This is a genomic window from Rugosimonospora africana (genome assembly GCF_016862975.1).
Taxonomy (GTDB): domain Bacteria; phylum Actinomycetota; class Actinomycetes; order Mycobacteriales; family Micromonosporaceae; genus Rugosimonospora; species Rugosimonospora africana.
The window spans coordinates 16,520-36,855 of the sequence record NZ_BONZ01000008.1 but is presented as its reverse complement, the minus strand read 5'-3'; the positions used below and the strand labels follow the sequence as shown (position 1 = coordinate 36,855).

General features: G+C 71.4%; 23 protein-coding genes and 1 pseudogene. 9 read left to right on the top strand and 15 right to left on the bottom strand.

The genetic code is table 11. The features are described 5' to 3' along the window. Nucleotides 1-11: 11 nt before the first annotated feature. Nucleotides 12-842, top strand: a complete 831-nt coding sequence (locus Raf01_RS03620) for an oxygenase MpaB family protein (protein WP_203916259.1) — start codon at nucleotides 12-14, stop codon at nucleotides 840-842. Between the two features lie 75 nt (nucleotides 843-917). On the opposite strand, the gene Raf01_RS03615 is transcribed toward Raf01_RS03620, so the two are convergent. Continuing rightward, on the bottom strand, nucleotides 918-2,126 hold the full coding sequence (locus Raf01_RS03615) for an MFS transporter (protein WP_203916258.1): 1,209 nt from the start codon (nucleotides 2,124-2,126) through the stop codon (nucleotides 918-920). A gap of 127 nt (nucleotides 2,127-2,253) precedes the next feature. After that, complete coding sequence (locus tag Raf01_RS03610) at nucleotides 2,254-3,063, bottom strand: RecB family exonuclease (RefSeq protein ID WP_203916317.1); 810 nt, start codon at nucleotides 3,061-3,063, stop codon at nucleotides 2,254-2,256. A 156-nt stretch (nucleotides 3,064-3,219) separates the two neighbouring features. Here Raf01_RS03610 and Raf01_RS03605 point away from each other — a divergent pair, with 156 nt between their 5' ends. Then, on the top strand, nucleotides 3,220-3,621 hold the full coding sequence (locus Raf01_RS03605) for a hypothetical protein (RefSeq protein WP_203916257.1): 402 nt from the start codon (nucleotides 3,220-3,222) through the stop codon (nucleotides 3,619-3,621). Nucleotides 3,622-3,628: 7 nt separating this feature from the next. On the opposite strand, the gene Raf01_RS03600 is transcribed toward Raf01_RS03605, so the two are convergent. The 9 genes from Raf01_RS03600 to Raf01_RS03560 form a co-directional block, all read right to left on the bottom strand. Then, a complete protein-coding gene (locus Raf01_RS03600) occupies nucleotides 3,629-4,246 on the bottom strand; it encodes a MarC family protein (RefSeq protein WP_203916256.1) in 618 nt (205 codons plus the stop codon). Nucleotides 4,247-4,269: 23 nt separating this feature from the next. Then, the gene (locus Raf01_RS03595) at nucleotides 4,270-5,124 is read right to left on the bottom strand and encodes a PHP domain-containing protein (protein WP_203916255.1); all 855 of its coding nucleotides are present in this window, start codon (nucleotides 5,122-5,124) and stop codon (nucleotides 4,270-4,272) included. Continuing rightward, nucleotides 5,121-6,251 (bottom strand): hypothetical protein, encoded by a 1,131-nt coding sequence (locus Raf01_RS03590; protein WP_203916254.1) that lies wholly within the window; start codon nucleotides 6,249-6,251, stop codon nucleotides 5,121-5,123. Before Raf01_RS03590 ends, Raf01_RS03595 begins: the two co-directional genes overlap by 4 nt. Continuing rightward, the gene (locus Raf01_RS03585; RefSeq protein WP_239133338.1) at nucleotides 6,248-6,928 is read right to left on the bottom strand and encodes a SigE family RNA polymerase sigma factor; all 681 of its coding nucleotides are present in this window, start codon (nucleotides 6,926-6,928) and stop codon (nucleotides 6,248-6,250) included. Before Raf01_RS03585 ends, Raf01_RS03590 begins: the two co-directional genes overlap by 4 nt. A 35-nt stretch (nucleotides 6,929-6,963) precedes the next feature. Continuing rightward, the gene (locus Raf01_RS03580) at nucleotides 6,964-7,743 is read right to left on the bottom strand and encodes a PH domain-containing protein (RefSeq protein WP_203916253.1); all 780 of its coding nucleotides are present in this window, start codon (nucleotides 7,741-7,743) and stop codon (nucleotides 6,964-6,966) included. Nucleotides 7,744-7,747: 4 nt separating this feature from the next. Then, entirely contained in the window at nucleotides 7,748-7,906 is a 159-nt protein-coding gene (locus tag Raf01_RS03575) for a hypothetical protein (RefSeq protein ID WP_203916252.1), read from the bottom strand. A gap of 203 nt (nucleotides 7,907-8,109) precedes the next feature. Next, on the bottom strand, nucleotides 8,110-8,763 hold the full coding sequence (locus Raf01_RS03570; protein ID WP_373319456.1) for a DUF6758 family protein: 654 nt from the start codon (nucleotides 8,761-8,763) through the stop codon (nucleotides 8,110-8,112). A gap of 26 nt (nucleotides 8,764-8,789) precedes the next feature. Next, nucleotides 8,790-9,407, bottom strand: a complete 618-nt coding sequence (locus tag Raf01_RS03565) for a TrmH family RNA methyltransferase (protein ID WP_203916251.1) — start codon at nucleotides 9,405-9,407, stop codon at nucleotides 8,790-8,792. Between the two features lie 208 nt (nucleotides 9,408-9,615). Next, complete coding sequence (locus Raf01_RS03560; RefSeq protein ID WP_203916250.1) at nucleotides 9,616-10,104, bottom strand: hypothetical protein; 489 nt, start codon at nucleotides 10,102-10,104, stop codon at nucleotides 9,616-9,618. A 418-nt stretch (nucleotides 10,105-10,522) separates the two neighbouring features. On the opposite strand from Raf01_RS03560, the gene trxA reads away from it, so the two are divergent. From trxA to Raf01_RS03540, 4 genes are all read left to right on the top strand, one after another. Continuing rightward, nucleotides 10,523-10,894 carry a thioredoxin gene (gene trxA / locus Raf01_RS03555; protein ID WP_203916249.1) on the top strand — a complete coding sequence of 124 codons (372 nt, stop codon included), beginning with the start codon at nucleotides 10,523-10,525 and terminating at the stop codon, nucleotides 10,892-10,894. A gap of 102 nt (nucleotides 10,895-10,996) precedes the next feature. Then, the gene (locus Raf01_RS03550) at nucleotides 10,997-12,952 is read left to right on the top strand and encodes an intein-containing Rv2578c family radical SAM protein (RefSeq protein ID WP_203916248.1); all 1,956 of its coding nucleotides are present in this window, start codon (nucleotides 10,997-10,999) and stop codon (nucleotides 12,950-12,952) included. Nucleotides 12,953-13,049: 97 nt separating this feature from the next. Beyond that, nucleotides 13,050-13,460, top strand: coding sequence for a CoA-binding protein (locus tag Raf01_RS03545; RefSeq protein WP_203916247.1), 411 nt, complete (start codon nucleotides 13,050-13,052; stop codon nucleotides 13,458-13,460). A 147-nt stretch (nucleotides 13,461-13,607) separates the two neighbouring features. After that, on the top strand, nucleotides 13,608-13,940 hold the full coding sequence (locus Raf01_RS03540) for a DUF4190 domain-containing protein (RefSeq protein ID WP_203916246.1): 333 nt from the start codon (nucleotides 13,608-13,610) through the stop codon (nucleotides 13,938-13,940). Nucleotides 13,941-14,041: 101 nt separating this feature from the next. Here Raf01_RS03540 and Raf01_RS03535 read toward each other — a convergent pair whose 3' ends face one another. Next, on the bottom strand, nucleotides 14,042-14,854 hold the full coding sequence (locus Raf01_RS03535) for an SDR family NAD(P)-dependent oxidoreductase (protein ID WP_203916314.1): 813 nt from the start codon (nucleotides 14,852-14,854) through the stop codon (nucleotides 14,042-14,044). Nucleotides 14,855-14,990: 136 nt separating this feature from the next. Between Raf01_RS03535 and Raf01_RS03530 the strand changes: the two genes are divergently transcribed. Further along, the gene (locus Raf01_RS03530) at nucleotides 14,991-15,632 is read left to right on the top strand and encodes a DUF4190 domain-containing protein (protein WP_203916245.1); all 642 of its coding nucleotides are present in this window, start codon (nucleotides 14,991-14,993) and stop codon (nucleotides 15,630-15,632) included. Nucleotides 15,633-15,781: 149 nt separating this feature from the next. On the opposite strand, the gene Raf01_RS03525 is transcribed toward Raf01_RS03530, so the two are convergent. Continuing rightward, the gene (locus Raf01_RS03525; protein ID WP_203916244.1) at nucleotides 15,782-16,738 is read right to left on the bottom strand and encodes an HpcH/HpaI aldolase/citrate lyase family protein; all 957 of its coding nucleotides are present in this window, start codon (nucleotides 16,736-16,738) and stop codon (nucleotides 15,782-15,784) included. A 56-nt stretch (nucleotides 16,739-16,794) separates the two neighbouring features. On the opposite strand from Raf01_RS03525, the gene Raf01_RS03520 reads away from it, so the two are divergent. Continuing rightward, nucleotides 16,795-17,679, top strand: coding sequence for an SDR family NAD(P)-dependent oxidoreductase (locus Raf01_RS03520; RefSeq protein ID WP_203916243.1), 885 nt, complete (start codon nucleotides 16,795-16,797; stop codon nucleotides 17,677-17,679). Between the two features lie 38 nt (nucleotides 17,680-17,717). Here the strand turns inward: Raf01_RS03520 and Raf01_RS03515 are convergent, their stop codons facing one another. After that, nucleotides 17,718-18,611, bottom strand: coding sequence for a DMT family transporter (locus Raf01_RS03515; protein WP_203916313.1), 894 nt, complete (start codon nucleotides 18,609-18,611; stop codon nucleotides 17,718-17,720). 176 nt (nucleotides 18,612-18,787) lie between these two features. Here Raf01_RS03515 and Raf01_RS03510 point away from each other — a divergent pair, with 176 nt between their 5' ends. After that, nucleotides 18,788-19,612: an HAD family hydrolase gene (locus Raf01_RS03510; protein WP_203916242.1), complete on the top strand. Its 825-nt coding sequence runs from the start codon at nucleotides 18,788-18,790 to the stop codon at nucleotides 19,610-19,612. 85 nt (nucleotides 19,613-19,697) lie between these two features. On the opposite strand, the pseudogene Raf01_RS03505 reads toward Raf01_RS03510, so the two are convergent. Continuing rightward, a pseudogene (locus tag Raf01_RS03505) lies at nucleotides 19,698-20,252 on the bottom strand (NADH-quinone oxidoreductase subunit B); the annotation flags it as partial. Between the last annotated feature and the right edge of the window lie 84 nt (nucleotides 20,253-20,336).

Sequence of the window (20,336 nt, the reverse complement as noted above, 5' to 3'; positions counted from 1 at the left end):
AGAATGGTGGCATGACGAGCGATCTTGGCCTCTTCGGCCCCGGTTCGGTGAGCTGGCGCCTGCACTCCGAGCCCATCCTGCTCCTCGGCGGCTTCCGCGCGCTGTACCTGCAGGCGCTGCACCCGCTCGTGATGGCCGGATTGGCCCAGAACTCGGACTACCGCGAGGACGCGTGGGGCCGGCTCAACCGGACCACCGAGTACGTCGCGACGGTGATCTGGGGCACCACCGAGCAGGCGGAGGCGGCGGGGCGCCGGATCCGGCGCGTGCACGAGCGGCTGCGCGGGATCGACCCGGTGTCCGGGGACTTCTTCCGGATCGATGACCCGCACCTGCTGCGCTGGGTACACGTCACCGAGGTCGAGTCGTTCCTGACGACCGCGACCCGGGCCGGGGTCGTGCTCGCCCCGGAGGAGGTCGACCGGTACTACGCCGAGCAGCGCGAGGCCGCCCGACTCGTCGGGATCGATCCGCTGACGGTGCCGGCGAGCGCGGCCGAGGTCGAGGAGTACTACCAGGGGATACGTTCCGAGCTGCGCCTCACCCGGGATTCGGCGGCCGCCGCGCTGTTCATGGCCAGGCCGCCGCTGCCGTACGGGTTGGGGTTCACCCCGGTACGGCTGGCCATCGGTGGGGTCGCGGCGCTCTCGGTCAGCCTGCTGCCGGCCTGGGCCCGTCGCCTGTACGGGCTGCCGGGACTGCCCACCACCGACCTGTCGGCGGGAGCGTGGGCACGCGCGCTGCGGGGCGCACTGGCCATGCTGCCGGTCCGGTACCGGAACGGCCCGTACCGTGAAGCGGCCTTGGCCAGGGCCGCTTCGGCGGCCAGCACAACCCACTGACCCGCGCCGTCACCACCGCCGACACACCCAGCTGGCCGCGCCGCTTCGGCGGCCGACGCAACCCGCTGACCGCGCTCAGCTGACCGGGGCCGCCTCGGCCGGCCGCACCGTGCCCGCCGCGTCGCTGGCGACCCGGAACGACGGGGCAAGGCCGATGATGCCCAGGCAGAGCAGTGCCGGCACGGCGAACGCCCAGCGCAGGCCGACCGCCTCGTCGACGACACCGATGAGTCCGGCGCCCACCACGAAGCCGACGTAGTTGAACAGGTTGACCCGGGCGATGGCCACCCCGCTGCCGGTCGGGTCGAGTGCTCCGGCCGCCGAGAACGACTGCGGTACCACCACGCACAGCCCGAACCCGACGATCGCGAAGCCAGCGATCGCCAGCCCCGGCACCCGTGCCACGGCGACCAGCGTCATGCCCAGCACGCCGATCAGCCCGCCGACCGCGACCGGGAGCACCGGCCCGAGCCGGCGTACCGGCCAGTCGGCGACCAGCCGGCCCAGCATCTGGCAGAGCAGGTACCCGGCCAGGCCCAGCGGCGCCACGCTGTTGCTCGCGCGCAACGCGTCCTGCAGGTACTTGGCGCTCCAGTTCGAGGTCGCCGAGTCACTGATGTACATGAGCATCACCGCGAGCCCGACCAGGACGATCGGCGCCCACGGGATTCTCGGCGGCGGCGCGTCCGCCGGTACGTCGACGGCGCGTGCCGCGGCCTCGTCACGCCGGTACAGCAGCGGCCCGACGGACAGCGCGAGCACGAGCCCGACCAGCGCGATGATCCCCAGGTTCGGGCCGAGATCCAGGTGCAGCCGGCCGGCCCCGGCGTTGGCCAGCGAGCCGAGGATGCCTCCGACGCTCCACACCCCGTGGAACGAGGCGAGGATGCTGCGCCCGTACCGGTGCTGGACCGCCACGCCCTGCATGTTCATGGTCGCGTCGACCGCGCCGAGAGCGAGCCCGAACAATGCGATCGCCGGGTACAGCGCCGCCCGCCCCGGCGCGAACCCGACGGCCGCCATCGCGACGCACACGGTCGGGCCGGCCACCCGCAGGACGAGCGCGCTACCGATCCTCGGCGCCAGTACCCCGGCCAGCACGCTGCCGACCCCGGCCACGACCGGCACGATCAGCAGGATCAGGGTCAGCTGCCCATCGGTGAAGTGGAAGCTCTTCTGCAGGGTGGGCACCCGGGTGACCAGGCCGGCGAAGCACAGGCCCTGGACGAAGTAGGCGCCGGCGGCGCCGGTACGGGCCCGACGGTCGCGTTGCTCGAGTGGCACGGCAGCTCCTCGGATCCGACGTGACGCGAGTCATATTCGGGTTTCGTGATCCTCCCGCTCCCGACCGCCGCCCGCAATACCCCAAGGGGCCACGAACCTCCCGGCCACACCCGGCCGGGCCCGCGGATCAGCCGTCCCGCAGCACCCCCGCCCACGGCTCGCGGGTCGGCGCCTCCGCTCCGGCGGGGCAGGTGCGCCGGAAGTCGCACCACGAGCACAGCGACCCCGGAGCGGTGGGGAACGCCTGGTCGGGGTCATCGCCGTCGGCTACCGCCCGCTCCGCCGCGACGATGTCCCGGGCCGCCGCCTCGGCTCGGCTCAGGTGCCTGGCCAGGGACTCCTCGGTGTGCTCGTGCGCGCTGACCGTCTCGGTCGGCAGGTGGTGCAGCTCGACCCGCCGGCAACGGCGGCGGAACACCCGCTCGGCGGAGTACGCGTACAGCGCCAGCGCCCGGGAGCCCCGGGCGTCGTCGTCGGACAGCCCGGCCCGGCCGGTCTTGTAGTCCACGATCACCAGTTCGTCGCCCCGCCGGTCGATCCGGTCGACCCGGCCGGACAGGGCCAGGGTGGCGGTCTTCACGGCGACCACCCGCTCCACGCCGACCGGCTCGTCGAGCGGGTCCAACCCGCCGATGTAGTGCTCCAGCCAGGCCAGCGCCCGGGCGAAGGCGGCGCGCTCCTGTTCGCCGTCGCGGTATCCCTCGCTGACCCAGGTGGCACGCAGCAGGCGGACCAGCACCTCCGGCTGCCGCTTGTCGGGCGACAGCGCATACCAACTGCGCAGCGCGGTGTGCACGCTGGCACCGAGCGAGTTGTGTGCCCACGCCGGCCCCTTCGCCGGGGCCGGCCTGTCGACGTAGGAGTAGCGGTAACGGCGGGGGCAGTCCTCGTACGCCGCCAGCTTGCTGGGGGTGCACACGAACAGGCGCTCCGGCATGCCCTCGAAGCCGAGTTGCTCCGGCTCGGCGCCCCGTGGGCCTGGTGTCCGTTTGATGGTTGAGTCAGGCACATGGTCGATCCTGCCATCTGGGTGCGACACTGGTCGTTGCGGCGCGATCCAGCGTGCCGCTCGCCGATCGTCTGGGAGAGATCGATGGGATTTATGCGCTGGCTGCGCGGCGGTGACGAGAATTCTGCCGCGACGTCGGCGGTCTCAGCGGGCCTCGCCGAGATCGACGGGCTCTTCCGGCCGTCCAAGCACAAGCAGACCGAGCACATCCAGGAATCCAAGCGCAAGCGGGTCGACGTCGCCGCGTCCGGCATCGACCTGGACCGCGGGGTGGCCGTGATCCCTTCGGTCCAGGGCAGCTCGGAGGACTCCGACGTGGAGGACACCACGACCGCCCGCCGGACGATCACCCGGACGGTCTGGAAGCCCCGCCCGGAGCCGTGGTGGAGCAGGCTGAGCCCGAGCGCCCGGCGTCGCCGGCGACGGCAGCGGGCCAAGGCCCAGCAGGTCGAGTCGCAGCAGGCCGAGGCGCAGAAGGCCGCCTGACCGGCCGCTAGTGCGGCGAGTGCAGGTACGCGGTGACGAACGCACCCACCGCGTCCGCGATGAGCTGGACCGCGATCGCGGCCAGCAGCAGCCCCGCGATCCGGGTCAGCACCTCGATGCCGGACGGCCGGAGAATCTTCACGACCAGCCCGGAGAACCGCAGGACCAGCCATACCGATACCAGGGCCAGCCCCACCGCCAGCGCGAGCGCCAGGTAGTCGCCGGGGTGCGCGGATCGGCGTACGAACAGCATCGTCGCCACGATCGCGCCCGGCCCGGCCAGCAGTGGCGTTCCCAGCGGCACCAGCGCGACGTTGGTCGTGGCCACCTGGTTCGGATCGTCCTGCTTGCCGGTGAGCAGCTCCAGCGCGACCAGGACGAGCAGCAGGCCGCCGGCGCCCTGCAGGGCGGGCAGGTCGATGCCGAGATAGTGCAGGATCTGCTGTCCCGCCGCGGCGAACACCACGATCACCCCGCCGGCCAGGGCGACTGCCTGCCAGCCCGCCCGGTTGCGGTCGCGGGCAGACAACGCGCCGGTGAGGGCCAGGAAGATCGGGACCATCCCGGGCGGGTCGAGGATCACCAGGAGGGTCACGAACGCCTCGACGAACAGCTTGGTGTTCATGACGGATGCTTAACACGAGCCGATCAGCCGGTGATCGGCGGTCGCCCCCGGGCGGATTCCAGAATGCGCTCGTACGCGTCCATACCGGTCAGATGCGCACCTAACAGCACGGTCTTGTTCGTACCGTGGAAGTCCGACGACCCGGTGACCACCAGCCCCAGCTCGGCGGCGAGCACGCGGACCTGGGCGCGCTGTGCCGGGGTGTGATCCTCGTGATCGGCTTCCAGGCCGGCCAACCCGGCCCCGGCCAGCTCGGCGATCAGCGAGTCGGGCACGATCCGGCCCCGCGACGAGGCGCGCGGGTGGGCGAGGACCGGTACCCCGCCGGCCGCCCGTACCAGCGACACGGCGCGGAACACGTCGATGTCGGGCTTGGGCAGCCGGTACCGCTCGCCCAGCCAGTCCGGCGCGAATGCCTCCGACACGGTCCGGACCAGACCCAGCCGGACCAGGGCGCGCGCCACATGCGGCCGGCCGACGGTACCCCCGGCGGCGTCGGCCAGCACGTCATCCCAGTTGGCGTCGATCCCGTCGGCCCGGAGCAGGTCCACCATCCGCCGCGCCCGTTCCTGCCGGCCCACCCGTACTCGGGCCAGCTCCGCGCTGAGCGCCGGATCGTCCGGATCGAACAGGTACGCGAGCAGGTGCAGCGCGATCCCCGGCGTGACGCCGTACCAGCGGCAGGACAGCTCCGCGCCGCGGACCAGGGTCAGCCCGGCCGGCAGCGCCGCCTCGGCTTCGGCCCAGCCGGCGGTCGTGTCGTGATCGGTGATCCCCACCACGTCCAGGCCGGCTTCGGCCGCGGCGACGACCAGCCCGGCGGGAGCCAGGGTTCCGTCGCTCGCCGTGGAGTGCGTGTGCAGGTCGATGCGGGTCATCGACCCAGCGCCGGTACGACGTCCCAGTCGCCGGCAGGCAGTCCACTCACCATGATCTCGTGATTCTGCCCGTCGGGGCCGCAGCGCACCAGGCCGGTGTCGGTGGCGACCAGTACCGCGCTGTCGTCCTCCCAGACTGGGGCGGACCGGCCGCGCACGACGCAGGACGCGCTGGGTCGGCTCGGGTCCGGCGAGTCCAGGTCGATGAACGCGATGCCGATTCCGGTCCGGTTCGCCAGCCACCGCCCGCTGGGAGAGGGGGCCGCCTGAGCCGCCGCAGCCGGCAGCCCGAGACCGCAGGCCCCGATGTGCGCGGGACGCAGGCCGGTGCGGCGATCGAGATCGAGGTAGCTCACGCAGCCGTCGGTGCTCCCCGGCGCCTGGCTGACCAGGCCGACCAGCCGGGAACCGGTGGCGCCGTAGACGTCCGCGATCCGGTCGTTCCAGGAGGGGCGGTACGCGGCGGGTGGATCCCAGAAGTCGTACGCGCTGATCCGGCCCGTACTGTCGGCGCGGCCGAGTACGACGCTGGGGCCCACGAAGGCGACCGGTACCGCGCGGTCCGCGATGGTCGTCTCGGCGACCAGATCGACCCCGGCCGCCCCGAGCCTCCCGATGACCAGGACACGCGACCCGTTCGCGTCGCTGACCGAGGCCACCTCCTCGCCGTCCGGCGACACGGTCGCGGCGTCCGCCGGCAACCAGGAGCCGACCTCGGTGCCGTCCGGCGCGAGCAGCCGCAGCGAGCCGCCGGTGCCGCCGTACACCCAGCCGGCCGGTACCCGGTCGACCCAGGTCACCGCCCCGACACCGGGCAGCCGCAGGCGCCGCCCGTCCGTGGTCCACAGCTCATTGCCGACGCGCAGGTCCAGTTTGATCGCCGGGTACGTGGACGCGGCCCGCACGACCGCCTGGGCGGCCGTTGCCCTGCCGTGCTCGCGTACCACCTGGAAGGATGCTCCGCCCAGCACCATGACCGCGACGCCGACCAGTCCGAAGAGCGTGTTCCTGCGGCGGCGCAGCCGGGCCGCGCGACGGATCACGCGCTCGGCCGGGTCGCCCCTCACCGGGACGCCGGCCGCCCTCTCGGCGAACAGCGCGCGCAGCTCGTCCTCGATGTTGGTCACGGACCTTCTCCCACCGGTTCCGGTACCGCCGCCGGTTCGATGCCGTCCTCGCCCAGTCGCTTGCGCAGCGCGGCGAGCGCCCTGGCGCACTGGCTCTTCACGGTACCGACCGAGATGTTGAGCAGCCTCGCGGTGTCCGCCTCGGACATGTCCTCATAGAAACGCAGCACCAGGACGGCACGCTGGCGGGCGGGCAGCGTGGTGACGTGCCGCCACAGCCGGTCGCGCTCGATCCGCTCGTCGATCCGGTCGGGCGCCGGGCGGTCCGGCAGCACCTCGGTCGGGCGCTCGCCGTGCCACCGCCGCCGCCACCAGCTGGTGGCGGTGTTCACCAGAACCCGCCGGGTGTACCCCTCCACCGACTCGATCTCGCCCAGCCGCCGCCAGGCCAGGTAGGTCTTGGTCAGCGAGATCTGCAACAGGTCCTCGGCCGTGGCCCAGTCCCCGGCGAGCAGGTACGCGGTGCGCAGCAGGGCGGCCGAACGGTCGGTCACGAACGCCCTGAACTCGCGCTCGATCCGGGCCGCGGGGTCGGCATCCAAGCTGCCGGCCACCCCGCTGCCCGCCTCCCCGCCGCCGGCCCGCTCGGGAGCGGCCGATGCCGGTGCGGTCGCGGATCGACCGGTCGGACGCAGGGAGCGGGGCCTGGCGGGCGGGTCCAGGGCGATCGAGGTCACGTCTGTTAAGACGCGTCACGGCCGCGCAAACGTTGTCAGGCTTCGGGCGCCGGATCGTCGGGGACCTGCGCCAGCCGCGCCTCGACCGCCTCGGGCTCATACATCTCTTCAACGATGCGAAGGTAGAGCTCGTTGGGGTTGGGCAGCGTGGGGACTTTGCGCAGCGCCTGGTCCTGGCCCGCCGACTCGACCACGAACGTGCCGTAGTTGAGCATGCGCCCGAGCGCTGACTGCTGGTATTTCATGTCTGTGACGCGGACCAGCGGCATCATGCCGACGGTACGGGTGACCAGGCCATTTACGACCATGATTCGCTTATTCGTCAATATGAAGCGATCGAAGTACCAGTCCGCGATCCGCCAGCCGACGTAGACCATGATCACGACCCAGATCACCAGCAGGATGGAGACCAGGGCCTTCTGATCGTGCTTCCCCAGGAAGCCGGTCGCCCAACCGATCACGAACGTGGCGATCGCGCCGATCAGGAACTCCTTGACGAGGTGGATCCAGTGCTTCTTCCACTCGCCGCGGAACTTCTCGGTCGGGAACAGGTAGCGGGCGACCAGCGAGCTGGGCTCTTCCTCGAGCGGGACGACGGTGCGCGGCCCGATCGGAGCGTTGCGCGACGACAGTCGCAGCCCGGCCAGTTCCTCCTCGGGAATCTCCGGCGGGAGGAACTCGGCCGCGTCTGGGCCGTCGTCGTAATCGCCGGCCGTCTCCGGCCGCGGCGGCTGGATCGGCTCGGGATTCTGGTCACCAGGACGCCGACGGCGATTCTGATCGTCGTCCGGTGGTTCCGGATCGTCAGGTGACATGAACTCAGGCTATGAGCGAAGAGAAGAAGTTGCCGAACCCGGTGGCGATATCAACAAGTGTGCTGCCGAGCGACTTGAAAACAGCCGCAGCGCTGGTTGGCCGGTAGGCGACGAAGAAAATCAGAAACGCCACCAGCCCCCAGGTGAGGACCTTCTTGACCATGTCGGCCACCCTCCCCACGGCGCCCGCACACCATGTCCGGGCTGGCACTCAGGGTATCAGTTGCACTTCTTGCGGTGAATCTCCTGACCGCGACAATCGATCGTCGAGTCGCCACCCCGACGTCGGTGCCGTCCTGAACCGCGCTGAGCTGCGAAGCGTGCGGTCAAGCGGCGTCGCGACCGCACGGCCGCACCGCGACACGCTTACGCGGCACCGTGAAGGTACGGCGAGGGGGCGCCGTACACGAGTTCTTTCGGCAGCCAGTCGGTGAGGTCGTGCAGGACGACGTCCTCGGCGAACAGGTAACCCGCGTCCGCCGGCCAGGCCACCGCGTACAGCCACAGCCCGCGCGCCTCGCCGACGTACGCGCTGCGATCCGCCGCGGCGCCGACCGCCCACAGTGGAGTCGGCCAGCCCGCCGCCTTCACCTTCGCGTGCGCGGCGGTCGTGTCCAGGCTGTCGGCGAGGTACGGGCCGGGGTCAGGCCCGGCCAGCGCGGCGAATCGGTTGCCCATGCCCACGCCGGGCTCCTCGGCGACGAGGACGACATCGGCCGGCCCACCCAGCGGACCCGGACCGGTGCACGCGAGAGCCGTGGCCCGCGTGCCGCCCCGCTCGTCGCCGGCCCAGCCGACGCCGGTGACCGTCCAACCCATGGGCAGCGGCCACGGGCACCAGATCGGCACGCCGCCCGCGTGCGCCGCGGCGGACTCGACGATCTCCGGTCCGATGTGCTCGGCGACATGCAGGGGCGGCATCGGCCCGCAGGCGTCGCAACGCCAGTCGGAGTTCATCAGGCCGGGCGACCGCATCGGGCCGCCGCACCGGGGGCAACTCACCGAAATGCCCACGTTCACCACAGTCGCCCCTTGACGGGCTCGCGTCAAGACGTGGGCGGCGGTTCGGCGTGCTGGCGGATCCACGAGTACATCGCGATGCCGCTGGCGACGCCCGCGTTGATGGAGCGGGTCGAGCCGTACTGCGCGATGAACAGCACCTGGTCGCACGCCTCCCGAGCCTCCCGCGACAGGCCCGGCCCCTCCTGACCGAACAGGAGTACGCACCGGCGCGGCAACGGGCTGGACTCCAGCAACGCGGCACCGGGCAGATTGTCGATGCCGATGACCGGCAGGTCGGCCGCCCGCGCCCAGGTGACGAAGTCCGCGATGGTCTCGTGGTGGCGTACGTGCTGATAGCGATCGGTGACCATGGCACCCCGCCGGTTCCACCGCCGCTTGCCGACGACGTGCACCTCGGCGGCCAGAAAGGCGTTCGCGTTCCGTACCACGGTGCCGATGTTGAAGTCGTGCTGCCAGTTCTCGATGGCCACGTGAAACTCGTGCCGCCGGCCGTCCAGCTCCGCGACGATGGCCTCGTGCCGCCAGTACCGATACCGGTCCAGCACGTTGCGCCGGTCGCCCTCGGCCAGCAGCACCGGGTCGTACCTCGGGTCCTCCGGCCGGGGTCCGGTCCACGGCCCGACGCCTACGTCCTCGTCCATCGCGAGCCGAGGCTAGCCTTTCCCCTCCATGCCGCTTGACCGGCCCGCCCACAAACCAGGCGGGCCTGGCGGCTGACGTCCCCTCTCCACGCCGCTTGACCGGCCCGCCCACAAACCAGGCGGGCCTGGCGGCTGACGTCCCCTCTCCACGCCGCCTGACCGGCCCGCCCAAAAACCAGGCGGGCAGTCCACCGCGGACAGCCGCGGATCAGTCGGCGAGTGCCGCCGTGAGATCGTCCAGGAACCGGCGCTCGGCGGGACTGACCCGAGTGCCGCCGGCGCCGAGCACGCCACCGCTACGGGACTCCCCGCACACCTGGACGGCGATCGACGCGATCCACTGCCGGTACGCCTCCGAGTCGCCCGGGTCCAGGCAGCCGGACAGCACGCCGGTCGCGGCCCGGCAGGCGTCCAGCACGTCGGCGATGCCGGCGGCCGGGTCGCTGAACTCTTCGGCGGCCGGCGGATCGTTATCGGCTCTCTCGTCGATCGTGTCCACGATGCCGCGAACCAGCCGGCTGGACGACGCACGGCCGGCGGCGATCGCGTCGATGCCCGCGAGCCCTTCCGAGACCGTACGGCGTGGCGTGTCGGATTGGGCCGAGGTCGCCGCCACCACCACCCGGCCAGGCAGCCGTACCAGCAGGTCCCACTCCTCCTGACGGAACGGCAGGCCGGCGCGCGTGCGGTTGGACATGGCTGACCTCCCAGGCCAGCATAGGCACGCCGGTGAGGTCGCACAGGTGATCCGGGGTCCGCCAGGTCTTCGGGATTGCCGGCCGGGTCGAGGGCGGTACTATGCCCGCCGTACCCCAGACGCAATGAACGGCGGGGCCCTCCCCGGCGCCCGCCGCCCACGCTCTGATGTCACTAAGTGTGACTAAACTCGGCAAGTCTGGAAAGAGACGAGCGTCACAGTTACCGAACCGTAAGGTAACCTTCGCTACCTGTGGCCATACGGTTACACGCCGTCTACAAAGCCGACGGAATCTCACGGCCAGCAAGGCAGGCGGTGTCAATCACCTGACACTGGGTAACCAAAAACACGACGGGAATGTTGACCGGGCGGCGATGGTTATCGGTGCCGTGAGACCACGAACCGAATCGGAGTTGTGATGGCTACCAAGACGTTGACCGCGGCCAACTTCGGCGAGGTCACGGAGAACAATGACATTGTCCTCGTGGACTTCTGGGCGACGTGGTGCCCGCCGTGCCGCACCTTCGCACCGGTCTTCGAGAAGGCTTCGGAGAAGCACTCCGACATCGTCTTCGGCAAGGTCGACACCGAGGCTGAGCCGTACCTGGCCGAGCAGTTCGGCATCCGCTCCATCCCCACCGTGATGGTGGTTCGGGACGGCGTGATCGTGTACGAGCAGCCGGGCGCGATGCCCGAGCCGATGCTGGAGTCGTTGATCAAGCAGGTCCGCGACCTCGACATGGACGAGGTTCGCAAGCAGGTCGCGGCGCAGGGTTCCCAGAGCTCGTAAGCGCACCGTCCGCCGAAAGACCCAGGCCGGCCCCCCGACACGCGTCGGGGGGCCGGCTTCGTTTCGGAGGCGGCTCTCGTACACGTGTGCTAAAGTGCCCGAATGCGTTGGGACGGACTGCGGACCGAAGTCGACGGGGGGCGAGCGGCCCCACCCTTGCCGCTCGCGCTCCCCGGCGCCGTGACCCGTACGTTCGACACGCCCGGCTTCGCCGGGATGACGTTCTACGAGGTTCAGGCGAAGTCGATCATCAACAAGGTGCCCGGCGGCTCCCGGGTGCCGTTCGAGTGGACCATCAACCCCTATCGCGGCTGCAGCCACGCGTGCACCTACTGCCTGTCCGGTGACACGCCGATCCTGATGGCCGACGGCCACACGAAGCCGCTGGAACAGTTGCGCCCGGGCGACCTGATCTACGGCACCGTCGAGCACGAGGGCAGGCGCAGCTACACGATCACGGAAGTGCTCGACCACTGGTCGACGGAGAAGCCGGGCTACCGGGTACGGCTGGCCGACGGCACCGAGCTGGTCTCCAGCGGTGATCACCGGTTCCTGACCGGGCGCGGCTGGCGCTACGTCGCGGGGGCGCCGGGCCGCCCTCGGCTGCGCGTCGGCGACCGGCTCGCCGGGGTGGGCGGCCTGAGCGAGCCGGGCTCGGCGGACGAATCGGAGGACTACCGGCTCGGATACCTGTGCGGCGCGATTCCCGGCGGCCACGCGGTCTGCACCGAAGGCGAGGCGCTCGACCGGGTGCGGCGCTATCTCGACGAGTTCGGCGCGGGTACGACCGGCTTCCGGTACGAGCGCGGAGGCGCCGGCCGCACGGCGACCATGACGCTCCGCACCGCCACCCCGATCGACGAACTGATCGAGTGGCCCGACGCGCCGAGCGACGAGTGGCGTCGCGGGTTCCTGGCCGGCGTGTTCGACAGCGAGGGCGGCCTCGACGAGCGGGGCACCCGGATCGGGCGGCGGGACACCGACGCGATCGAGCTGGCGCTCAAGCACCTCGGGTTCGAGTCCATCACCGAGCCGGACGGCACCGTGCGGCTGAGCGGCGGGCTGCCGGCCTCGGTGCGGTTCGGCCGGGTGGTCGATCCGGCGTGCCGGGCGCGGCGGGCCATCCTCGGGCAGCCGGTCGAGGCACCGCGATCGCTGACTGTCACCGCGATCGAGCCGGTGGGTCTCCGGCTGCCGCTGTTCGACATCACCACCGGTACCGGCGATTTCGTCGCCGCCGGAGTAGTCAGCCACAACTGCTTCGCCCGCAACACCCACACGTACCTCGACCTCGACGCCGGCCACGACTTCGACAGCAAGGTGATCGTCAAGGTCAACGCCGGCCAGCTCCTGCGTCGCGAGCTGGCCGCGAAGCGGTGGCGCGGCGAGGCGATCGCCATGGGCACCAACGTCGACTGCTACCAACGGGCGGAGGGCCGCTACCGGCTCATGCGAGAGATCCTCGCCGCGCTGCGTGACTTCGCCAACCCGTTCTCCATCCTCACCAAGGGCACGCTGATCACCCGGGACATCGACCTGCTCCGGGAGGCGGCGTCGGTCACCCGGGTCGGGCTGAGCATGTCGATCGGCTTCGTCGACGAGGCGCTCTGGCGCTCGGTCGAGCCCGGCACCCCGTCACCGCGCCGGCGGCTGGATGCGGTCCGCACGCTGACGGACGCGGGGTTCCCGGTCGGGGTGCTGATGGCGCCGATCCTGCCGGGGATCACCGACGACGACGCGTCGATCGAGGCCACGGTGGCGGCCATCGCCGATGCCGGCGCGGTGAGCGCGACGCCGCTGCCGCTGCACCTGCGCCGAGGCGCCCGGGAGTGGTATCTGGGCTGGCTGCGGCAAACCCGGCCGGCACTGGTGCCGCACTACCGGGAGCTGTTCCAGGGCGGGTCCTACTCCCCTGCCGGGTACCAGCGGGACGTCACGACCCGGGTACGGGCGATGGCCGAGCGGTACGGCATCGGGCTGCGGGACTCCGCCACGGTACGGCAGGTGGCGCCGACCCCACCGGTACCGGAGCCACCGACCCAGCTGTCCCTGCTCTGAGCGAAGCGGCGCCGGTCGGCCGCGAGGCCGCTCCGGCCAGGCGGAAGAGGCCGCTCCACGAGGCGGAACGGGCACCGGGGCGACGTAGTCTCGACTGGTGAGGACTCCGGAACAGATCCTGCGGGACTCCACCACGATCGCGGTGGTCGGCGCGTCCCGTTACCCCGACAAGACCGCTCACGCCGTACCGCTGCAGTTGCTCCGGCACGGTTGGCGGGTGATCCCGGTCAACCCGTACGCGGAGGAGATCTGGGGCCAGCGGTGCTATCCGACCCTGGCGGCCATCCCGGAGCGGGTCGACCTGGTCAACGTGTTCCGCCCGTCGCGGGACACCCCGCCGGTGGCCCGGGAGGCGGTGGCGATCGGCGCCTCAGCGCTGTGGCTCCAGCAGGGCATCGCTTCGGAGGAGTCGTGGGCGATCGCCGAGGCGGCCGGACTGGACTACGTCGAGGACCACTGCATCGCGGTCGAGCGGGCGGTACGGGCGCTGTCCAAGCTCGCCGGCTGATCGGCTCGACAACCCGGCCACGCCATCGGCGCGCCGCTCACGTTCCGGGCCGCCGGCTGCCCAACCGATCCGGGTGGCCGGCATCGCTCGAAGCCCGAAAACCCCCACCCCGCCGCGGTTAGGCTCACATGGGGTGAGGAGGAGCCGATGACCTGGCCACCGCCGGAGGGCGACCAGAACCCCGGCCAGCCGGTGTACGGGCAGCCGTACGGGCCGGACGGCTACCCCGGGCAGTACCGGCAGGACACCACGAACATCATGGCGATCCTCGCCCTCATCTTCGCGTTCGTGTTCGCGCCGGCCGGGATCGTGCTCGGTCACTTCGCCCGGCGCCAGATCAGGCTGACCGGCGAGCGCGGCTCCCGCCTGGCGATGGCCGGTCTCGTGCTCGGCTACGTCTTCACCGCCATCGGGCTGCTGCTCTGCTGCGGCCTGCTCGCCCTGCTGATCTCCGCGAGCCGCGACTCCGGCACCCGCTGAACCGCCGCCGTCTCGGCGAGTCGCGACTCCGAAACCGCTGAGCCGAGCGGCTCGGAAGCCCGCTGAGCCGGGTCGCGACTCCGGCACCCACTGGCCCGCCGCTACCGGAAGGCGGCCTCGCGCACGCTGTTGCCGCCGTCCACGACCAGCATCTGACCGGTGATGTACGAGGCGCCGGGAGTGCACAGGAACGCGATCGTCGCGGCGACCTCGTCGGGCGTACCGGGCCGGCCGGCCGGGCTGCCCAATCCCTGCTTCAACTCGACGAACGTCGACGCCGCCGTGTGGATGATGCCGGGCGCCACCGCGTTGACGGTCACCCCGTCGGCGACCAGCTCCATCGCCAGTGCCCGGGTCAGCCCCACCACACCGGCCTTGGCCGCCGCGTATGCGCCCTCGGTCGGCAGCGCGTTGACCGGCCCGGCGGTCGCGGCCAGGTTGACCACGCGACCCCAGCCGCGCTCCGCCATGCCGGTCACGAACGCGCGGCTGACCAGGAACGCCGTCGTGAGGTTGCGGTCGATCTCCGCCCGCCACTCGTCCAGCGACAGCTGGGCCACCGGGCGCAGCACCTCCGGACTCGCCTTGCTCGCCAGCCCGGCGTTGTTGACCAGCACGTCCACCGGTCCGAGCTGTTCGGCGATCGCGTCGGCGAGAGCGCCGACCTCCGCCTCGTCTGTCAGATCCGCGACGAAGCCGGTGACCTTCAGCTCCCCTGCGCGCTCATGGATGCGCCGCGTAGTGGAGACGATCGCCACATCGGCACCGAGCGCGGCCAGCCGCCGGGCCGTCGCGTATCCGATGCCGTCCGGGCTGCCCGCGCCGGTGATGAGCGCCACGCGGCCGTCCAGCCGATCGGAAAGCTGCTCCGGATCAATCTCCGCTGAAAGGCCCACGCCGTTTACCGGACCCATGCCCACCTCGTTCCACTCGTCCACTACGCAGATCCTGCCCGGTCCGTGCAAGCCGGGCAACGACCAGCGCCGGGGCACCCCCTGTGATACCGACCGGTACCCTGGTCACACCTCTCTCAGATTACGGAGACCTTCGATGACCTATCCTCCGCCGCCCGGAGGCTGGCAGGATCCGGCGGGCGGGCAGCCCACCTACATCGATCCGGTCAGCGGGCAGCCGGCCTCGGTGTCGCCCGCTCCGACCCAGCCATACCCTTCTGCCACGCAGCAGCCCACATACCCGGCATACCCCCAGGATCAGCAGCAGTACGGGCAGCCTGGCCAGCCGGCGTACCCAACCGATCCGGCGCAGCAACAGCAGTACGCGCAGCCGGCCTACCCGACCGACCCGGCGCAGCAGCAGTACGCGCAGCCCGGGCAGGCGGCCTACCCGGCGACGGCCTACCCGAACTACACCGGCTACACCGGATACACCACTCCCGGGATGCCGATGGGGCCGAAGAACAACGGGCTGGCCATCGCGTCAATGGTGGTGTCGCTGGCCGGCGTGCTGTTCCTCGCCTGCTACGGCGGCGGTGGCCTGTTCGGTCTGGTCGGCGCGATCCTCGGTCACATCGCCAAGCGTCAGATCCGCGAGCGCGGCGAAGGCGGCGGCGGGATGGCGACCGCCGGCATCATCATCGGCTGGATCGTGCTGGCGCTCGGCATCGTCGTGCTGATCGGCATCATCATCTTCGTCGTCTGGGCGACCAAGCAGCCGGAGTACACGAATCCCTGAGCGGCAACAACGGGGCAGGAGACGGCGGCGGGACATCACCGACCGCCGTCTCACCGTCTTCGCGGGGTTCCCGGGCGACTCGCTTCCCCGGTTCCGGACGGCTCAGCCTGCGGCGGGGTGAACGCCGCGGTCCGGGGCAGACCGGCGGCTCAGCCCTCCGGCGGGGTGAATGCCACGGTCCGGGACAGGCCGGCTGCCCGGCCCTTGGCCGCGATCACCAGGGCCATCTTCCGGGACGCCTCATCGATCATCTCGTCGCCGAGCATCACCGCGCCGCGCGTGCCACCCGCTTCCGAGGTCGCGTACTCGTAGGCGTCCAGGATCAGCTCGGCGCGGTCGTAGTCGGCCTGGGCCGGCGAGTACACCTGGTTGGCCGCGTCGATCTGATCCGGGTGCAGTACCCACTTGCCGTCGAAGCCCAGCACGGCCGAGCGCCGGGCCACCTCCCGGAACCCGTCGACGTCGCGGATCTGCAGGTACGGGCCGTCGATCGCCTGCAGGTCGTGGGTACGCGCGGCCATCAGGATGCGCATGAGGATGTAGTGGTACGGGTCGCCCGGGTAGTCCGGGATCAGCGCGCCGACCGTGAGCGAGCGCATGTTGATGCTTGCCATGAAGTCCGCCGGGCCGAAGATGACGGTCTCGACGCGGGGTGACGCGGCCGCGATCGCGTCGACGTTCACCAGTCCCTTGGCGTTCTCGATCTGCGCCTCGATCCCGATCTCGCCGACCGGCAGGCCGAGCGCCTTCTCGAGCTGGGTCAGCGTCAGGTCCAGCCACTGGACATGCGCGGCTTCCTGAACCTTGGGCAGCACGATGGCGTCCAGGTGCCCGGCGGCGCCCTCGACCACCTCGACCACGTCCCGGTACGTCCACTGGGTGGTGAGGTCGTTGACGCGTACCGCCCGCGCCTTGCCGGCCCAGTCCCCGGTGGTCAGCGCGGCCACGATGTTCTTACGGGCGTTCGGTTTTGCCAGCGGCGCGACCGCGTCCTCCAGGTCGAGGAAGACCTGATCGGCGGGCAGTCCCTGGGCCTTGTCCAGCATCCGTGGGTTCGACCCCGGCACGGCCAGACACGACCGCCGGGCGTGGCCGGCAGCACCCATCGAAGTTCTCCTTATCGGGTCTGTGGGGTTACTCGGGGGTACGGTAGCCTCGCTGAATGATCGACACGAACGGATCCGCGGGTGACTTCAGCGGCCGGGTGATCGTCGTAACCGGCGCGAACTCGGGCATCGGCCTGGCCGCGGCCCGGGAGTTCGCGCGGAGTGGCGCCCGGGTCGGCCTCGTCGGGCGGGACCCCGGCCGTCTGGAGTCGGCTCTTTCGGCGGTACGGGAGGTGGCCCACCCCGACGCGCCACCCGAAGCGTTTCGGGCCGACTTCTGCGTTCTCGACGACGTCCGGAAGCTGGCCGATTCGCTGGCCACCACGTACCCGTCGATCGACGTGCTCTGCAACAACGCGGGCGGGATGCTCCCCAGTAGACGGTCCACGGTGGACGGTTACGAGGAGACCATTCAGGCCAACCACCTGGCGCCGTTCCTGCTCACCAACCTGCTGCGGACGAAGCTGCGCGGGGGTCGGGTGGTCAACACCGCCTCCGAGGCGCACCGGTACGGCAACCTGGACGCGGACGACCTGAACAGCTCGGGACGGTACCTGGGGATGTCGGTGTACGGCGCCAGCAAGCAGGCCAACATCCTGTTCGCGGCCGAGGCCGCCCGGCGCTGGCCGGGGATCCTGTCGTTCTCCTACCATCCGGGGATCGTGCGCTCCCGGTTCGGCCGGGACAGCCGGTTCATCAAGACCGGCTACCGGATCGCGCCGTTCCTGAGCACGCCGGAGCAGGGCGCCGACACCATGGTCTTCCTGGCCGGGGCGCCAGCGTCCACTGTGGAGAACGGGTCGTACTACGCCGGCCGCAAACTGCGCAGGCCCCGGGCGAGGGCGATGGATCCGGCCCTGGCCGCGCGGCTCTGGGAGGTCAGCGCGGCCGCCCTCGGCCTGGCCGAGGAAGCCAGCCCGGAGGAGAAGCCGGTGGCCTGAGCCGTCCGTCCGGTCGTGGTGGCCGGCGCGCCGACCGGTCACGCGCCGTCCGGCGGGTTGGGCGGCAGCTGTACCAGGCGCCGCGCACCCAGCACGACGATCGCCACGCCGAGTACCAGCAGGCCCAGTCCGGGCAGTTCGTCGGTGCGGGGTGTCTGCCCCAGCCAGAGCCAGCCGAGCAGGGCCGCACCCGGTACCTCCAGCAGGAGCAGCACCGAGACGGTCGTCGCCGCTACCCGGCGCAGCGCGTAGTTGAACATCGAGTGGCCGAGCAGCTGCGGCCCGGCTGTCATCGCCAGGATCGCCAGCCAGGCCGCGGCCGGGTACCCGTGCAGGTGCACGCCGCCGGCCAGGCACACCACCAGGAGTACCAGCGAGCAGGCGCCGTAGCAGATCGCGGTGTACGTGGTGGTACTCGTGGTCGCCCTGGCCCGTTCGCCCAGCGCGGTGTAGACCGCGCCCATCATGCCGCCGGCCAGCGCCAGGAGATCGCCGACGAAGGCCCGGCCGGACGCGGTGAAATCGGAACCGGTCGCGACCACCGCGCCGGCGACCGCGACCGCGATGCCCAGCCAGACCACCCGGGGCAGGCGGCGCCCCTGGGCGAGCGCGATCAGCCCCTGCCACACCGGCTGGGTGGCGACCAGCGCCGACGCGGCGGCGATGGTGGTGAACTTGGCGCTGGGTACCCAGGTGCCGAAGTGCCCGGCGAGTGCGACCCCGGCCAGGGCGCACGCGGCGACGCCCCGCCAGCCCAGCTTGGTCAGCTCCTGCCGCCGGGTCACGCCGACCACCGGAGCCAGGACCACCGCGGCGGCGGCGTTGCGGAAGAAGGCGATCGCCAGGGCGGGCGCGGCGGCGTACACGATCAGTGGCGCCGACGAGGAGACGGCGAGTACCGCCACGGTGAGCGCGAGGATCGTGGGGAGCATGGCGGAGGGGCGGGGCGACACGGTTCCCGATCATCGCACGCCGCACGAGCCATCCACCGTTGGTACGCAGGCAAGATGGGCAGAACCGACGATGTGGCGACGGGCCACGGTCGGATAGTCTCGGACAGTTCCCGACCTGATGTCCCTCTCCCACCCCTCGGAGGGCTTTTCTCGCCATGTCGGGTTTTCGCGCGGTTTTGTTCGACTTCTTCGGCACTCTCACCACCGCGGTCGGGCGCGGTGAAGCTCATGCGGACATCGCCCGGCGGCTCGGCTGCTCCCCGGCCGCGTTCTACGCCGAACTCGACCAGTCGTTCCCGGCCCGGGCCCGCGGTGGGTACGGCTCACCGGCCGAAGCGTTGCGCAGGGTGGCCCGGAACGCCGGAGGCGATCCCACCGACGACCAGCTCGCCGAGGCGCTGGTGGCCCGGGTGGCCGCGGTACGGGCCGACACCCGGCTGCGGGCGGAGACCCTGCCGGTACTGACCGCTCTGCGCCGGCGCGGCCTGCTGACCGGCCTGGTCAGCGACTGTTGTCACGAGCTGCCGCTGTTCCTGCCCGCCCTGCCGGTCGCCTCACTGCTGACCACCTGCGTCTACTCGATCGAGCTGGCCACCTGCAAGCCCGACCCGCGGATGTACCTGACCGCCTGCGAGCGGCTGGGCGTCCGGCCGCAACAGTGCCTGTACGTCGGCGACGGCGGTAGCCGGGAGCTGTCCGGCGCCGAGGCGGCCGGCATGACCGCGGTCCGGCTGGTCGCCACGGACCTGGCCGGCCACTTGACCTTCAATCGCGACGAGGGCTGGACCGGCCGGGAGATCCCGTCCCTGTCCGAGACGCTGCCGCTGGTCGCCGGACTGCCGGCCCGGGCGCGCCACGCCAGGCTCATTCCGGTCCGCTGGACGGCCGCTGGTAGGAGATCCGATCGAGGGGTAGGGGAAGCGTCTCGTCATCGCCGAACGGGGAGCCGGCGCCGGCTCGATCAGCGGACAGCTCATTGACCGGCAGCCGCCCGCCGGGCCCGAGCACCGGGGCCGACGACGGCCGGTCGCGGTGCCACACCACGCCCTCCGGGAGCACCGGCTCGGCCGGGAACGGCGGCCGGACCGGCGGCGCTGTCAGGGCTGCCAACTCGGCCTCGCGCGCGGCCACTACCGGGTCGGGTCGGGACACCCCGCCCGGCCCGGACTGCTCGGCCGCGATGCGTTCCTGCAGGCGCAGGATCCCGTGCAGCAACGCCTCCGGCCGGGGCGGGCATCCGGGCACGTAGACGTCGACCGGGATCAGCTGGTCGACGCCCTTGGTGACCGAGTACGAGTCCCAGTACGGGCCGCCGCAGTTCGAGCAGGCGCCGAACGAGATGACGTACTTCGGCTCCGGCATCTGGTCGTAGAGCCGCTTGATCGCCGGGGCCATCTTGTCCGTGACGGTGCCGGAGACCACCATGAGGTCGGCCTGGCGCGGCCCGTGCGCGAACGGGATCACGCCGAGCCGGATGAAGTCGTGGCGACCCATCGAGGTCGCGATGAACTCGATCGCGCAGCAGGCGAGCCCGAAGTTGAAGACCCACAGCGAATAGCGCCGGCCCCAGTTCAGCACGAACCGGATCGGCTCTCCCAGGATGCTCGGCCGTTCCGACATACCTGCCAGGGTACCGACTGGTCCGGGCCGGGGAACGGGCGTGATTCCGGCTCCGGGATCCGATCATCAGAGTCAGTACAACGT